This is a genomic window from Streptomyces sp. SP18BB07 (assembly GCF_036322545.1).
GTDB classification, from domain to species: Bacteria; Actinomycetota; Actinomycetes; order Streptomycetales; family Streptomycetaceae; genus Streptomyces; species Streptomyces deccanensis.
This window is the reverse complement of sequence record NZ_JAQYWT010000302.1, coordinates 1-15,404: the sequence shown is the minus strand read 5'-3', so window position 1 is coordinate 15,404 and position 15,404 is coordinate 1. Positions and strand designations below refer to the sequence as shown.

The following is a 15,404-nucleotide window of genomic DNA, read 5'->3' as shown; positions in this document are numbered from 1 at the left end:
CTGTGGCGTAGAGCGCCCTACAGCAGGGTGAACTGGCCCTCCGGGCCCTCCTCCCGGTGGTCCAGGACCGAGGCGGGCCGACGGGCGGAGTCCGGCACCGGGAGCACTCCCGCCCGGCGCAGCTCCGCCGTCGTGATCGGGTCCCCGACCGTCACCTCCTCCTGCCTCGGCCGCAGTTCGGCCAGCAGTGCCAGCACGGTGATCAGTTCGAGCAGCTCCGACGTCCAGGTCTGGGGCCAGGTCGTCGGTCGGATCGCCTCCAGGGTGCCCGGCTCGGCGGTCTCCGTTCGGCGGGCGAACCACTCCTCCAGCACGCGCACACCGCCGACGTGGAAGTCCCAGGCCTCGGACGGGACGGGGGAGATACGGCCCTCGTCGACGACGAGGGTCTCCTCGTCGCGGTCGTAGCGGACTGCGACGGGGCGGGACGGGAGCGGCGCGCGCACGTACGGGCGGCGCCCGCCGGGGAGCTTGGGGCGGTCGCCGTCGCGGCGCATCAGCCACAGGGCGCGGCGGCCCAGTTCGACGCCCCGCGACCAGACGCCCGGGTCGGTGGGGAGGGGCACCCCGATACTGTTGGAGCCGGGCCGCGCGGCCACCAGGATCCAGGCGAGGACGTCGACGGCGTCGACCGGGCCGGTGTCGAGGCGCTCGCCCAGATACTCCACCAGACCCGGCGCGAGGTTCGGCTCGGCGGCCCCCGGGCGGCGGAACAGCGGGTGGACGCGGCCGATGCGGGGGCCGTGCGGCGGGGCGAGCGGGAGCACCGACGACGCGGTGATCAGAGGGCTCGCGGAGTCCGGGGTGACCGTCTGTTCGACCACGAAGACCTGCCGCTCGTCCGCCACCCGCCACAGCTCGGGACGGGCGGCGTCGATGAGCCGGTGGTCGGGGATGAGCCACTGCTCGTCGAAGGGGGCGGCCAGGACACGGACCGGCTCCGGGCAGGGCCCCGACTCCCGGGCCAGCCGGCCGGTGCCGGTCGACCGGCCCGGCAACTGCGCCACCGCGGACGTGAGCGTGCGGGAACGGGTGGGGACGAAGAGAATCTCGCGGTCCGGGCCCTCCGCCTTCACCAAGGCGTCCCAGCGGGCCTTCAGGGACACGGCGTCGGGGGCCGTCGGCCACCCCCGGCCCAGCCGTGGCGGTGCGACGGACCACGGCATGAGGTCCGCGAGCGGCGGAGCGTCGTCGGGCGTCACGCTGGGCATCGTACGGCCTCGTCAGGGGGCGTCGAGGGTCACGGTGAACGAGAAGCGGTCGCCGCGGTAGTGGATGACCGCCACGTCGAGGACACGGCCGGACTCGTCGTGGGTGACGCCCGTGTAGTGCAGGATCGGGCTGAGCAGGGGGACCTGGAGGAGGCGGGCGGTCTCCGGGTCGGCGATGCGGGCCTCGACCGTGTCGGTGATCCGGCCGATGGCCACCCCCACGACATCGCGCAGGACCTTGGTCATCGGCCAGCGCAGCAGGTCGTCACGGTCGATGCGGTCGGCCAGCTCGGGGCGGACGTAGTTGCGGGCGTGGTTGGTCGGCTCGCCCGTCCGCTCGTCGCCGCGCAGCCGGTGGTAGGTGGCCACCTCGGTCAAGTCCGGGAAGTACTGCGAGAGTTCACCCGATACGGGGGTGCTGCCCTGGTCCAGCAGCTCCGTCGTCATCCCCGACTGCTGGGCCACGATCGCGTCCACGGAACCGAGCAGCCGCACCGGGGAGCCCCGCCGGGCGCTCGGCTCGATGAACGTGCCGCGCCGACGGTGCCGGCTGATCAGCCCCTCGCCCTCCAGCTCCTTCAGCGCCTGCCGCATGGTCAGCACGCTCACGCCGTAGTGCCCGGCCAACTGCTCCTCGGTCGGCAGCCGCAGCGGCTCCTGCGGCGACCGGCCCAGTATCGAGGCGCGCAGGGACTGCGACACCTGGTACCAGAGCGGCAGTTTGCGGTTCAGGACGATCGAGTCCGGAGCGAATGAGGTCACAGCGGTATCCGTACCCGGCCCGGCGGGTTCAGCGCAACGGGCCGAAGTGGCGGCGGAGCCCCGACCACACGTCGTCGTACCCCCGCTGCAGCTGCTCGGCGCGAGCCGCCTGCTCGGTGGTGAGGACGGGCCAGCGCGTCTCGAACATGAACGCGAGCCCGTCGTCCACCCGTTGCGGCGCCAGCTCCGCCGCGCTCGCCCGGTCGAAGGTCTCCCGGTCAGGACCGTGCGCCGACATCATGTTGTGCAGCGAGCCGCCGCCGGGCACGAAGCCCCCTTCTCCGGCTGTCTTTGCGTCGTACGCGCCCTCGATCAGGCCCATGTACTCGCTCATCACGTTCCGGTGGAAGTAGGGCGGCCGGAACGTGTCCTCACCCACCAGCCACCGGGGCGCGAACACCACGAAGTCCACCGCCGCGAGCCCCGGGGTGTCGCTCGGCGAGGTCAGCACCGTGAAGATCGACGGGTCCGGGTGGTCGTACGAGATCGTCCCGATGACGTTGAAACGGCGCAGGTCGTAGACGTACGGGGTGTGGTTGCCGTGCCAGGCGACCACGTCGAGCGGGGAGTGGTCGTAGGTGGCCGTCCAGAGGTTCCCGCAGTACTTGTTCACCACCTCCACCGGGCCCTCGACGTCCTCGTACGCGGCCGTCGGCGCCCGGAAGTCACGGGCGTTCGCGAGGCCGTTGGCGCCGATCGGGCCGAGGTCGGGGAGGCGGAAGGGGGCGCCGTAGTTCTCGCAGACGTAGCCGCGGGCGGTGGCGTCCAGGAGGTCGACACGGAAGCGGACGCCCCGGGGGACCAGGGCGACCTCGCCGGGCTCGGCGCGCAGCAGGCCGAGCTCCGTGCGCAGCAGGAGGCCGCCCCGCTCCGGGACGATCAGGAGTTCGCCGTCCGCGTCGCCGAAGACGCGCTGCATGGCGGAATTGGCGTGATACAGGTGCACGGCCATGCCCGTGCGCAGCGTCGCGTCGCCGTTGCCGCCGAGGGTCCACAGGCCGCCGAGGAAGTCGGTGCCCGCCGGCGGCTCCGGCAGCGGGTTCCAGCGCAGCCGGTTGGGGTCGGGGACGGTCTCGGTGAAGGGGGCCGTGCGCAGCGCGCCGTTGTCCGTGCGCGTGAACGCGGGGTGCGCGGCCGACGGGCGGATCCGGTAGAGCCAGGAGCGGCGGTTGTGCGCTCTCGGTTCGGTGAACGCGGTGCCGCTGAGCTGCTCCGCGTACAGGCCGAGCGGGGCGCGCTGCGGGGAGTTGCGGCCGTGCGGCAGCGCGCCCGGGACCGCCTCCGAGGCGTGCTCGTTGCCGAAACCGGAGAGGTACTCCAGCCCCTCGGCCGTCTTCCTCGCGTCCCCGCTCATGCCGCTCCCTCACACTCCTGATTCCTGTGCTTCACCGTAGGATTCGGCTGGGGCGGGTGCAAGGGGACGAACCGGTGACGGGGCGTCGACGGACGACAACCGGACGTCGACGGGGCGTCCACAGATCGGGTGCATCGGGCGGAGAGGGAGAACCGGACCGCGAGGGGATCCGTCCTGTCAGTGCGGTGCTCTAGTCTCCCGGCAGGCTGTGGGCGTGCGGATGTTCGGTGTCCGTACGGTCCAGCGCTGAGCGGGAGCGGCGGTACCGGCCGTACTGATATTCGGACAGTTCATCGGACCTCGGCGGAAAGGCATCATGAAGCCCGTGTCCCAGGCGACCTCCCTGCGCCGCGCCCCCGTGCAACGGCGCAGTGCCGAACGACTGACCAGGATCCTCGACGCCTGCGCCGACCTCCTCGACGAGGTCGGCTACGACGCGCTGAGCACCCGTGCCGTGGCGCTGCGCGCGGGTGTGCCCATCGGCTCCGTCTACCGCTTCTTCGGCAACAAGCGCGCGATGGCCGACGCGCTGGCCGAACGCAACCTCGACCGGTTCACCGACGGGGTCACCCGCCGCCTCCACGCGAGGGGCCGCCGGGACTGGCGCACCGCGATGGACGCCGTCCTCGACGAGTACCTCGACATGAAGCGCAACACCCCGGGCTTCGCCCTCATCGACTTCGGCAACCAGATCCCGGTCGGCGGCAGCCGCCAGGAACCCAATCACCGTGTCGCCGACCGTCTGTCGGAGCTGCTCTCCGCGTTCATCGACCGCACCCCCGACGAGGATCTGCGCCGCACCTTCCTGATCGCCGTCGAGACCGCCGACACCCTGGTCCACCTGGCCTTCCGGGTCTCCCCGGAGGGCGACGAACGGATCATCCTGGAGATGCGGGAGCTGCTACGGGCCTATCTCGCGCGCGTGCTGGACTGAGGACTGCCGCGCGCGTGCTGGACTTGAGGTCCGCCTCTCGCACAGGCCGGGCCGAGGCCCGCCCGGGCCCGGCGATCCTGCCGGGTCCCGGGCCCCGGGCGCGGCCTCGGCGCCGGGCCGTCTCCGTGGGGCCGCGCCCCGAGGGTGCCGCTGAGTCCCGGCGAGCCCCGCCCCGCCGCTGCCCCCGTTTCCCGGCGAGCCCCGCCCGGCAAAGGCCCCATTCCCGTCAATCCCCTCCCCGTAGGCGCCCCCTTTCCCGGCAAGCCCCTCCCCGTCGTTCTCGCCGTTTCCCGACAAGGCCCCGGCGGCCCCTCCCCGTGGTGCATACCGGTCGGTATGCTCGGCCTCGGTGTCGCGTGCCCCGCACGCGGCGCCCGTCCGAGCGTCACCGTCGCCGCCGCCCCCTCCGGGAGGACCCGTGTCCACCACCACCGACGCCCGCACCGCCCTGCGGGTCTGCCCGCTCTGCGAGGCGACCTGCGGACTCACCCTCACCATCGAGGGCACCCGGGTGACCGGGGCCCGCGGCGACCGGGACGACGTGTTCAGCAAGGGCTTCATCTGCCCCAAGGGCGCCTCGTTCGGCGCGGCCGACGGCGACCCCGACCGGCTGCGCACCCCGCTGGTCCGCAAGGACGGGGAGCTGCGGGAGGCCACCTGGGCGGAGGCCTTCGACGCCGTCGCCGCCGGACTGCGACCGGTCGTCGAGGCACACGGCCCGAACGCCGTCGGCGTCGTCCTCGGCAACCCCAACGTCCACACCATGGCCGGTGCCCTCTACCCGCCCGTCCTGCTCGCCGGACTCGGCACCCGCAGCCTGTTCACCGCCTCCACCGTCGACCAGATGCCCAAGCACGTCTCCAGCGGACTGCTCTACGGCGACGCCCACGCCATCCCCGTCCCCGACCTGGACCGCACCGACCACCTGCTGCTCCTCGGCGCCAACCCGCTGGAGTCCAACGGCAGTCTGTGCACCGCCCCCGACTTCCCCGGCAAGCTCAAGGCCCTCAAGGCGCGCGGCGGCACCCTCACCGTCGTCGACCCCCGACTGACCCGCACGGCCAAGCTCGCCGACCGGCACCTCGCCATCCGGCCGGGCACGGACGCCCTGCTGCTGGCGGCGATGGCCCAGGTGCTGTTCGAGGAGGAGCTCACCGACCTCCGTGACCTCGCCCCGCATGTGCAGGGGGTCGACGAACTCGCCGCCGCCATGCGGGAGTTCACCCCCGAGGCCGTCGCCGAGGCCTGTGACGTCGACGCCGGTACCATCCGCGCGCTCGCCCGCGACCTGGCCGCCGCGCCCACCGCGGCCGTATACGGCCGCATCGGCAGCTGCACCGTCCCGCACGGCACCCTCGCCAGCTGGCTGGTCGACGTCCTCAACATCCTCACCGGCAACCTCGACCGGCCCGGCGGCGCCCTCTTCCCGCACTCCGCGACGGACAAGACCCCCCGACCCGCCGGACCCGGCCGGGGCTTCGCCCTCGGACGCTGGCACAGCCGGGTCGGCGGCCACCCCGAGGCCAAGGGCGAACTGCCGCTGTCCGCGCTCGCCGAGGAGATCGACACCGCGACCCCCGAGGGCAGCCCGGTCCGCGCGCTCATCACCGTGGCCGCCAACCCCGTGCTCTCCGCACCCGACGGCGACCGCCTCGACAAGGCGCTCGACTCGCTGGACTTCATGGTCAGCGTCGACCCCTACCTCGGCGAGACCGCACGCCACGCCGACGTGGTCCTGCCGCCGCCCCCGCCCTCGCAGGCCCCGCACTTCGACTTCGCGTTCAACGCCTTCGCCGTGCGCAACCAGGTCCGCTACAACCGGGCCGCCGTCCCCCTGGAGGACGGCCGCATGGCCGAGACCGAGATCCTCGCCCGCCTCACCCTCGCCGCCACCGGCATGCACGGCGCCGACCCCTCCGCCGTCGACGACCTGGTCATCGGCCAGACCCTGGGCAAGGCCGTCAAGGAGGCCCACTCACCCGTCCACGGCCGCGACCCGCGCGAACTCGCGGGCCTGCTCACCGGCGACACCGGCCCCGAGCGGCGGCTCGACATGATGCTGCGCCTCGGCCCGTACGGCGAGGGCTTCGGCACGGACCCGGACGGACTGACGCTGGAGAGGCTCCTCGCCCACCCGCACGGCATCGACCTCGGGCCGCTGCGGCCCCGGCTGCCGCAGCCGCTGAAGACGGTCAGCGGCCGCATCGAACTGCTGCCCGAGCCGATCGTCGGCGATCTGCCGAGGCTCCGCACCGCCCTGCGCGAGCGCCCCGACGGCCTGGTCCTCATCGGCCGCCGGCATCTGCGCTCCAACAACAGCTGGCTGCACAACATCCCCGCCCTCACCGGCGGCACCAACCGCTGCACCCTCCACATCCACCCCGACGACGCCGACCGCCTCGGCCTCGCCGACGGCGACGCCGTACGGATCAAGGGCGCCGGGGGAGAGGTCACCGCTCCCGCCGAGGTCACCGACGTCGTACGCCAGGGCGTCGTGAGCCTTCCGCACGGCTGGGGACACGACCGTCCGGGCACCCGCATGAGCCACGCGGCGATCGACCCCGGGGTCAACGTCAACCAGCTTCTCGACGGCTCGCTGCTCGACCCGCTGTCGGGCAACGCGGTCCTCAACGGCATCCCCGTGGAGCTGTCCCGAGCAGGCGCAACGCTGTGACCTGGAGTTCTGCGCTTATTGCTCGCATGTCAACGTCTTGTTAAGACTTGTCGGGCCGCCCTAACGTCGTCGCACCGCCGGTGCCCTGGTGGGAGTTCAAGGGCGAACGTTAGGTATCCACATGTTGACCATCCTCGGCTTCGCCATGATCGCGACCTTCCTGGTCCTGATCATGATGAAGAAGATGTCGCCGATCGCGGCACTCGTACTGATCCCCGCGCTCTTCTGCGTGTTCGTCGGAAAGGGAGCCCAACTCGGCGACTACGTCATCGAGGGGGTGGGCAATCTCGCGCCCACCGCCGCGATGCTGATGTTCGCCATCGTCTACTTCGGCCTCATGATCGACGTCGGTCTCTTCGACCCGATCGTCCGGGGCATCCTGAAGTTCTGCAAGGCCGACCCGCTGCGCATCGTCGTCGGCACGGCCCTGCTCGCCGCGATCGTCTCGCTGGACGGCGACGGCTCGACCACCTTCATGATCACCGTCTCGGCGATGTACCCGCTGTACAAGCGCCTGAAGATGAGCCTGGTCGTGATGACCGGTGTCGCCGCCACCGCCAACGGCGTGATGAACACGCTGCCCTGGGGCGGCCCGACCGCCCGCGCCGCCACCGCGCTCAAGCTCGACGCCGGCGACATCTTCGTCCCGATGATCCCGGCGCTCCTCGTCGGTCTGCTCTTCGTCTTCGTCCTCGCCTACTTCCTCGGTCTGCGCGAGCGCAAGCGCCTCGGTGTGCTGAGCCTCGACGAGGTCCTGGAGCAGGAGAAGATCGTCAAGGACGAGGAGAAGTCCGGCTCGGAGGAGACCGTGCTCGTCGGCGCGGGCGCCTCGTCGGCCGCCGGCTCCGGTTCCGGTGACGACAAGGCCCGTACGACGAAGGCCACCGGCGGAGCGGGCTCCGGCACCGACGCCGACTCCGAGGACGACGACGCGGACGACGTCCGCCTCCAGGGGCTGGACCCCAACCGCCCGACGCTGCGCCCCAAGCTGTACTGGTTCAACGCGCTGCTCACGGTCGCGCTGCTGACCGCCATGATCATGGAGTTGCTGCCGATCCCGGTGCTGTTCATCCTCGGCGCCGCGCTCGCCCTGACGGTCAACTTCCCCCACATCCCCGACCAGAAGGACCGGCTCGCCGCCCACGCGGACAACGTCCTCAACGTGTCCGGCATGGTCTTCGCCGCCGCCGTCTTCACCGGCGTCCTCCAGGGCACCGGCATGGTCGACTCGATGGCCAAGTGGATCGTCGACGGCATCCCGGCCGGCATGGGCCCGCACATGGCCCTGGTCACCGGCTTCCTGAGCCTGCCGCTCACCTACTTCATGTCCAACGACGGCTTCTACTTCGGTGTCCTCCCGGTCCTCGCCGAGGCCGGTGCCGCCCACGGCGTCTCGCCGCTGGAGATCGCCCGCGCCTCCCTCGTCGGCCAGCCGCTGCACATGTCCAGCCCGCTGGTCCCGGCCGTGTACGTGCTCGTGGGCATGGCCAAGGTCGAGTTCGGCGACCACACCAAGTTCGTGGTCAAGTGGGCGGCGGCGACCTCGCTGATCATTCTCGGCGCCGGCGTGCTGTTCGGCATCATCTGAACCGTGGAACCCGACGCCCTCGCCACCGTGGACCCCAAGTCCCGCCGACCGGGCCGAAGTTCCTTCGAACCGGCGTGAACTTCCCCCAGGAGGACCCGCATCGTGAGGCCCGGTAGGAACCGCGGCTGGCTGCTTCGCCTCGTCATCGCCTTCAGCTTCGCGCAGGGGGCGGTGTCGATGGCACGGCCCGCCGTGTCCTACCGGGCCCTCGCGTTGGGCGCCGACGAACGGGCGGTCGGTGTGATCGCGGGGGTCTACGCCCTGCTCCCGCTGTTCGCCGCCGTCCCGCTCGGCCGCAGGACCGACCGGGGCCGGTGCGCGCCCCTGCTGCCGATCGGTGTCGTCCTCATCTCCGGCGGCTGCGTCCTGAGCGGTCTGGCCGACTCCCTGGTGGCGATGGCCGTCTGGAGCGGGGTGATGGGCCTCGGTCACCTCTCCTTCGTGATCGGCGCCCAGTCCCTGGTGGCCCGCCAGTCCGCGCCGCACGAACACGACCGCAACTTCGGCCACTTCACCATCGGCGCCTCCCTCGGCCAACTGGTCGGCCCGATCGCCGCGGGCGCCCTGATCGGCGGCCCGGACATGGCCCGGACGAGCGCCCTCGCGCTGGTGGTCGCCGGTGCCGGGGCGGCCGTCGCGTTCACCTCGTTGTGGCGCATAGAGCGTCCCGCCGAGCCCAAGTCCCGTACGGCGCAGGGCGAACGCGTGCCCGTGCACCGCATCCTGCGCACCAGGGGCGTGCCGGGCGGCATCTTCATCAGCCTCGCCGTGCTGTCGGCGACGGACATCCTCACCGCGTATCTGCCGGTGGTCGGTGAACACCGGGGCATCGCTCCCTCGGTGATCGGCGTCCTGCTGAGCCTGCGGGCGGCGGCGACCATCGCGTGCCGTCTGGTGATGACCCCCATGCTGCGGCTGCTCGGCCGGACCGCACTGCTCACGGTCACCTGCGTGCTGGGGGCCGTGCTGTGCGCCGGGATCGCGCTGCCGGTGCCGGTGTGGGCGCTCGCCCTGATCCTCGCCGCCCTCGGGTTCTGCCTCGGGGTCGGGCAGCCGCTGTCCATGACGACGGTGGTGCAGGCCGCGCCGGACGAGGCCCGCTCCACCGCGCTCGCGCTGCGGCTGACGGGAAACCGGCTGGGGCAGGCCGGGGCGCCGGCCGCCGCGGGCCTGATCGCCGGGGTCGCGGGCGTGGCCGCGCCGTTCGTGATGCTGGGCGCGCTGCTGCTGGTGTCGTCGGTCATCGCCCTGCGCTCACCGGCGGAGCCGGGGCGTGGGGAGCCGGGGCGGGGGAGCGGCACCTCGGCGAGGCGGAGGGTGAGGGGCTCACGGTCGGGTGTGTCGGACGAGTCCCTGAGCCGTAAGGGGGATATCTGACGGGCCGTCGGGCGCGGCTCCCCCCGCCCCCGGTGTGATGTGACAGAGAGTCAGGCGAAAGAGCGATTTGTGTGAAAATCGTCTGACTCGGAGGTTCTGCATGTCCACCTCGTCCCGCCCGCGCCCCGCCGGAGTGCGCGCGAGTGCCGCCGCCGTCCTCGCGGCACTCACCGTCACGGGAGCCAGCCTCATCACGGCACCGGCCGCCGTCGCCGCCCCGGGCGACCCCGACGTCGTGATCCACAAGGTGGGCTTCCCGTTCGACAACCAGCGCAACCAGCAGCTGGTCTGCGACTTCTACCTCTCCGCCTTCAACTTCCCCACGGACCCCACCCCGACGCAGCGCATCAGCTGGACCATCGACCGCCAGCCCCCCGCGCCGCGCACCGACCCCGTCGCCACGGGCGAGATCACCCTCGCCGCCGACGGCACCGGGCACAGCACGCCCGTGGCGCCCCCGAACGCGGCGCGGCTCCCCAACGGGGACTACGTGCTGACCTGGAGGACCATCGGCGGAACGCTGGAGGAGGGCCGCAGGGACATCAACGTCAACTGCCCGCTCAACGGTCTCGCCGGACCCGAGGGCGCGGTGCCGGCCGGTGGTGGCGGTCTCGCCCTCACCCAGAACTTCTCGCCGGTCGCCGGCGCGGCCGCCGTGGGTCTCGCCGCGGCCGGCGGCGTGGCCTATCTGCGGCTGCGCCGTCGCCGCGCCGATGGCGCCGCGTAGACGCCGGCGCAGGCCCTGGCACCGGACGCGCGCCTACCGCCTGACGCGGACGGTCGTCATGGCCACCGCGCTGGTGGTGGGCGGCGTCCATCTGGCGGAGAACGGGGACCGGACCGGGGCCGCCGAGGCCGGCGCCGCCTGGGCCGACTCCAGGGCGCGCGGTGCGGGGGCACCACACGCCCAAGCGTCCCTGTACTTCACGCCTCCACCACCCGACGAGCCCGCATCCCCGCCGCCCCCGACAGCGACTGGTGCGCAAGGGACCGAGCGCACGGAACCGGAGGCGCCGACCGAGCCGGGGACCGCGGCGGGGACCCCGCCGGGGACCAGTGCGGGGAGGGTGGCGGGGGCTGCGGCGGAGACCCCGGCGGGGACCCTGCCACCGACCGGGTGGGAGACCCGACCCTCGACCGGGTGGGAGACCGGGCCCCCGACCGGGTGGGCGAGTCAGACGCCCGCCCGGCCGACGGTACCCACCTCCGCGGCCGCACCGACGGGACCGGCCCCCGCCGAACCGACGGGCGCCGAACCCACGGGCCCGGCACCCGTCGCGCCCACCGGAGCGACGCCCGTGCGGCCCGCCCCCACCCGGCCCGTGCGACCCGCGCCGCCCACCCCCAGGCCCGCCGAGCCACGCAAGCCCGCCCGCCCGCGTACGCTGCCGCCCTCCCCGGCGAGGACCGTCACCATCCCCTACCTCGGCATCGAGGCGCCGGTGACCGAGCTCCGCCTCGACGCCCGACGGCGGCTCCCCGCACCGCCTGACGACAAGCCGAAGGTGGTCGGCTGGTACGCGGACGGTCCCGCGCCCGGCGGACCCGGCACGGCGGTCGTCGTCGGCCACCGGGACACCCGGACGGGCCCCGCCGTCTTCGCGGCGCTCGACGTGATCAAGCCCGGCCGTCTGGTGGAGGTCCTGCGGGCGGACGGCCGCACCGCCGTCTACACCGTGGACGCCGTGAAGTCGTACGAGAAGGACCGCTTCCCCAGCAAGAAGGTGTACGGCCACCGCGGGCGCCCCGAACTGCGCCTGATCACCTGCGGCGGGACGTACGACCGACGGAAGGGCTACACGAGCAACGTCGTCGTCTTCGCCCACCTCACCGCGACCAAGGAACCGGCGCGCAAGCCGTGAACCGGCGTGCGGGGCGTGCGCCGCACGCCTCGCCGAGCCGCCGGGGGCGTACGGACGCACGTGGGGACCGGCACCGGCGCGGCCGACACAACCGGAAGCGGTGGTACCGCTAGAGGTGGACACATGAGCGCACACGCCACCTCTCCCCGTACCCACCGCTTCCCCCGCGCCCGCGTCGCCCTCGCGGCCACCGCCTGTCTGCTGGCGGTGGGGGCCCCGACCGCTTACGCCACCCTCGCCGAGGACGCCCCCGCCGGTTCCGTGGTCGCCCCGGCACGCGGAACGCCCTACATCGAGACGCGGCTCCTCTTCGGCACCGAGCGGCCCGACGGCGGTCCCGCCGTCACGGACGACCAGTTCATGACCTTTGTCGACCGCGAGGTCACCCCCGGGTTTCCGGACGGGCTGACCGTGCAGGAGGGGCGTGGGCAGTGGCGGGACGCGAACGGGACGATCGAGAAGGAGCGGTCGTACGAACTGGTTCTGCTGTATCCGGTGTCGTCGGCCCCCGTGAGCGACCGCAGGATCGAGGAGATCCGGGGCGACTACCGCGAGGAGTTCGCCCAGGAGGCGGTGGCGCGGGTCGATGACCGCAAGCGCGTCGACTTCTGAGGCGAAGAGACTCCCCGCCGCCACCGGAACCGACGAGTCCTGCCTCACTCCTCGAAGGCCTGGTGCCGGAAAACTATCAGGGCTAGTTTCTGGGGCGGACGACCACGCCCGCTCGGGAGGCAGCACGATGAAGGCACACGACGGCATGTACATCGGCGGTACCTGGCGCCCCGCTGCCGGGACCGACACGATCGAGGTCGTGAACCCCGCCGACGAACAGGTGATCGGCCGCGTCCCGGCGGGCACCGCCGAGGACGTCGACGCCGCCGTGGGCGCGGCCCGCGCCGCTCTCCCCGGCTGGGCCGCCACCCCGCCCGCCGAGCGGGGAGCGATCATCGGCGCGCTGCGCGACGCGCTCGCCGCGCGCCGGGAGGAGATCGCCGAGACGGTGACGGCGGAGCTCGGCTCGCCGCCGCCGTTCTCGCAGAGGGTGCACGCGGACCTGCCCGTCACGGTCGCCGGTTCGTACGCCGAGCTGGCCGCCGAGCACGCCTTCGAGGAGAAGGTCGGCAACTCCACCGTGCACCACGAGCCCATCGGCGTCGTCGGGGCCATCACCCCCTGGAACTACCCGCTGCACCAGATCGTCGCCAAGGTCGCCCCGGCCCTCGCCGCCGGCTGCACCGTCGTCCTGAAGCCCGCCGAGGACACCCCGCTGGTCGCCCAGCTCTTCGCCGAGGCCGTCCACGACGCGGGCGTGCCCGCCGGAGTGTTCAACCTGGTCACCGGCCTGGGCCCGGTCGCCGGACAGGCGCTCGCCGAGCACGACGGTGTCGACCTGGTCTCCTTCACCGGCTCCACGGCGGTGGGCCGGCGGATCGCCGCGACCGCCGGTGCCGCGATCAAGAAGGTCGCCCTCGAACTCGGCGGCAAGTCCGCCAACGTCATCCTCCCGAGCGCCGACCTCGCCAAGGCGGTGAGCGTCGGTGTCGCCAACGTCATGTCCAACTCCGGTCAGACGTGCAGCGCCTGGACCCGGATGCTCGTCCACACCTCCCAGTACGACGAGGCCGTCGAACTGGCCGCGCAGGCCGCCGCGAAGTACGGCGACCGCATCGGCCCGCTCGTCAACGCCAAGCAGCAGGCGCGGGTGCGGGGTTACATCGAGAAGGGCGTGGCCGAGGGCGCCCGCCTGGTCGCGGGCGGCCCTGAATCCCCGCGCGAGCAGGGCTACTTCGTCAGCCCGACCGTCTTCGCCGACGTGACCCCCGAGATGACGATCGCCCAGGAGGAGATCTTCGGCCCCGTCCTGTCGATCCTCCGCTACGAGGACGAGGCCGACGCCCTGCGGATCGCCAACGGCACGGTGTACGGGCTGGCCGGCGCGGTCTGGGCCGGCAGCGAGAGCGAGGCCGTGGCCTTCGCCCGCCGGATGGACACCGGCCAGGTCGACATCAACGGCGGTCGCTTCAACCCGAGGGCCCCGTTCGGGGGTTACAAGCAGTCGGGTGTGGGGCGCGAACTGGGCGAACACGGCCTGGCCGAGTACCTCCAGACCAAGTCCCTCCAGTTCTGACCGGGTTCCAGGCGAACCAGTAGGAGAGTCGTCCCCATGGCCGTTCGAGCCGCCGTACTGCCCGCCGTCGGTGCCCCGTTGGAGATCACCGAGATCGAGCTGCCGGACCCGGGGCCCGGCCAGGTCCGGGTGCGGCTCGCCGCCGCCGGGGTCTGCCACTCCGACCTGTCGCTGTCCGACGGCACCATGCGGGTGCCGGTGCCCGCCGTACTCGGCCACGAGGGGGCGGGCACCGTCCTGGCGGTCGGCGACGGGGTCACCCATGTCTCGCCCGGGGACGGCGTCGTCCTCAACTGGGCCCCGTCCTGCGGGAGCTGCCACGCCTGCTCGCTCGGCGAGGTCTGGCTGTGCGCGAACGCGCTGGTCGGCTCCGGGAACGTGTACGCCCGGCGCGCCTCGGACGGCGCCGACCTCCACCCCGGGCTGAACGTGGCGGCCTTCGCGGAGGAGACGGTCGTGGCCGCCGGCTGTGTGCTCCCCGCGCCGGACGGCGTTCCGCTCACCGACGCGGCCCTGCTCGGCTGCGCCGTCCTCACCGGCTACGGCGCGGTCCACCACTCGGCGCGGGTCCGCGAGGGCGAGACAGTCGCCGTGTTCGGGGCGGGCGGCGTCGGGCTGGCCGCGCTCCAGGCCGCGCGGATCGCCGGCGCGTCCCGGATCGTCGCCGTGGACGTCTCCCCGGCGAAGGAGGAACTGGCCCGCGCGGCGGGGGCCACGGAGTACGTCGTCGCCTCCGAGAACACCGCCCGCGAGATCCGCGCGCTCACCGGCAAACAGGGCGTGGACGTCGCCGTGGAGTGCGTCGGCCGCGCGGTCACCATCCGGACGGCCTGGGAGTCGACCCGGCGCGGCGGCCGCACCACGGTCGTCGGCATCGGCGGCAAGGACCAGCAGGTCACCTTCAACGCGCTGGAGATCTTCCACTGGGGCCGCACCCTGGCCGGGTGCGTCTACGGCAACTCCGACCCGGCACGCGACGTACCGGTCCTGGCGGACCACATCACCGCCGGCCGCCTGAACCTCTCCGCCCTGGTGACCGACCGCATCGCCCTGGAGGACATCCCCGCGGCCTTCGACAACATGCGAGCGGGCAAGGGCGGCCGGGCGCTGGTGACGTTCTGATTCGACCGCGGGTCCGGTGGGGCTTCTCGCGCAGTTCCCCGCGCCCCTGACAAGCAGGGGCTGCGCCCCATGCTGTTCACCCCCGCAGCCCCGTCGCCCTTCAGGCCGGCGGGGCCGTGGTCTTTTCAGGCCCGCAGGGGCCTGAATCTTTTAGGGGCGCGGGGAACTGCGCGACCAGCCCCCCCCCCCCCCCCCCCCCCGGGGGGGGGGCGGGGCGGGGGGGCGCGCGGGGGCGCGGGGGGGCGCGGGCGGCGGGGGGCGGGCGGGGGGGGGGGGGGGGGGGGGGCCGGGCGGGGGCCGGGGTCGGGGCCGCGCGGTGGGGTTGGGGGCCCCCGGGGGGCCCGGGCGGGGGGGGGGGGCGGGCGCGGATTGGGGGGGGGGGGGGGGTGGGG

The 15,404-nt window shown here is 73.3% G+C and carries 12 protein-coding genes; 9 read left to right on the top strand and 3 right to left on the bottom strand.

The window, feature by feature from the left end; genetic code table 11:
- Positions 1-17 precede the first annotated feature (17 nt).
- The 3 genes from PUR53_RS18860 to hmgA are packed head-to-tail and all read right to left on the bottom strand — an operon-like array spanning position 18 to position 3,327.
- The gene (locus PUR53_RS18860) at positions 18-1,211 is read right to left on the bottom strand and encodes a type ISP restriction/modification enzyme (RefSeq protein WP_329909000.1); all 1,194 of its coding nucleotides are present in this window, start codon (positions 1,209-1,211) and stop codon (positions 18-20) included.
- A 12-nt stretch (positions 1,212-1,223) separates the two neighbouring features.
- Entirely contained in the window at positions 1,224-1,973 is a 750-nt protein-coding gene (locus tag PUR53_RS18855) for a GntR family transcriptional regulator (RefSeq protein WP_329908999.1), read from the bottom strand.
- A gap of 28 nt (positions 1,974-2,001) precedes the next feature.
- Positions 2,002-3,327 carry a homogentisate 1,2-dioxygenase gene (hmgA, locus tag PUR53_RS18850; protein WP_329908998.1) on the bottom strand — a complete coding sequence of 442 codons (1,326 nt, stop codon included), beginning with the start codon at positions 3,325-3,327 and terminating at the stop codon, positions 2,002-2,004.
- 316 nt (positions 3,328-3,643) lie between these two features.
- Between hmgA and PUR53_RS18845 the strand changes: the two genes are divergently transcribed.
- The 9 genes from PUR53_RS18845 to PUR53_RS18805 all read left to right on the top strand — a co-directional run bounded on the left by PUR53_RS18845 (position 3,644) and on the right by PUR53_RS18805 (position 15,012).
- Positions 3,644-4,261: a TetR/AcrR family transcriptional regulator gene (locus PUR53_RS18845; protein ID WP_329900389.1), complete on the top strand. Its 618-nt coding sequence runs from the start codon at positions 3,644-3,646 to the stop codon at positions 4,259-4,261.
- A gap of 418 nt (positions 4,262-4,679) precedes the next feature.
- Complete coding sequence (locus PUR53_RS18840; protein WP_329908997.1) at positions 4,680-6,935, top strand: molybdopterin oxidoreductase family protein; 2,256 nt, start codon at positions 4,680-4,682, stop codon at positions 6,933-6,935.
- Positions 6,936-7,056: 121 nt separating this feature from the next.
- Positions 7,057-8,523, top strand: coding sequence for a CitMHS family transporter (locus PUR53_RS18835; protein ID WP_329908996.1), 1,467 nt, complete (start codon positions 7,057-7,059; stop codon positions 8,521-8,523).
- Positions 8,524-8,625: 102 nt separating this feature from the next.
- The gene (locus PUR53_RS18830) at positions 8,626-9,900 is read left to right on the top strand and encodes an MFS transporter (RefSeq protein WP_329900386.1); all 1,275 of its coding nucleotides are present in this window, start codon (positions 8,626-8,628) and stop codon (positions 9,898-9,900) included.
- Positions 9,901-10,000: 100 nt separating this feature from the next.
- Positions 10,001-10,627: a hypothetical protein gene (locus tag PUR53_RS18825; protein WP_329900385.1), complete on the top strand. Its 627-nt coding sequence runs from the start codon at positions 10,001-10,003 to the stop codon at positions 10,625-10,627.
- A 571-nt stretch (positions 10,628-11,198) separates the two neighbouring features.
- Positions 11,199-11,762, top strand: a complete 564-nt coding sequence (locus PUR53_RS18820) for a class F sortase (RefSeq protein ID WP_329900384.1) — start codon at positions 11,199-11,201, stop codon at positions 11,760-11,762.
- 123 nt (positions 11,763-11,885) lie between these two features.
- Positions 11,886-12,374, top strand: coding sequence for a DUF3574 domain-containing protein (locus PUR53_RS18815; RefSeq protein ID WP_329908995.1), 489 nt, complete (start codon positions 11,886-11,888; stop codon positions 12,372-12,374).
- Between the two features lie 127 nt (positions 12,375-12,501).
- On the top strand, positions 12,502-13,890 hold the full coding sequence (locus PUR53_RS18810) for an aldehyde dehydrogenase family protein (protein WP_329900382.1): 1,389 nt from the start codon (positions 12,502-12,504) through the stop codon (positions 13,888-13,890).
- A 36-nt stretch (positions 13,891-13,926) separates the two neighbouring features.
- Complete coding sequence (locus PUR53_RS18805) at positions 13,927-15,012, top strand: Zn-dependent alcohol dehydrogenase (protein ID WP_329900381.1); 1,086 nt, start codon at positions 13,927-13,929, stop codon at positions 15,010-15,012.
- Positions 15,013-15,404: the final 392 nt, after the last annotated feature.

Excerpts from the sequence above, each read along its gene's own strand:
- PUR53_RS18860 (WP_329909000.1), bottom strand. The coding sequence starts at position 1,211 with ATGCCCAGCGTGACGCCCGACGACGCTCCGCCGCTCGCGGACCTCATG.
- PUR53_RS18805 (WP_329900381.1), top strand. The coding sequence starts at position 13,927 with ATGGCCGTTCGAGCCGCCGTACTGCCCGCCGTCGGTGCCCCGTTGGAG.
- PUR53_RS18825 (WP_329900385.1), top strand. The coding sequence starts at position 10,001 with ATGTCCACCTCGTCCCGCCCGCGCCCCGCCGGAGTGCGCGCGAGTGCC.
- hmgA (WP_329908998.1), bottom strand. The coding sequence starts at position 3,327 with ATGAGCGGGGACGCGAGGAAGACGGCCGAGGGGCTGGAGTACCTCTCC.
- PUR53_RS18835 (WP_329908996.1), top strand. The coding sequence starts at position 7,057 with ATGTTGACCATCCTCGGCTTCGCCATGATCGCGACCTTCCTGGTCCTG.
- PUR53_RS18810 (WP_329900382.1), top strand. The coding sequence starts at position 12,502 with ATGAAGGCACACGACGGCATGTACATCGGCGGTACCTGGCGCCCCGCT.
- PUR53_RS18815 (WP_329908995.1), top strand. The coding sequence starts at position 11,886 with ATGAGCGCACACGCCACCTCTCCCCGTACCCACCGCTTCCCCCGCGCC.
- PUR53_RS18845 (WP_329900389.1), top strand. The coding sequence starts at position 3,644 with ATGAAGCCCGTGTCCCAGGCGACCTCCCTGCGCCGCGCCCCCGTGCAA.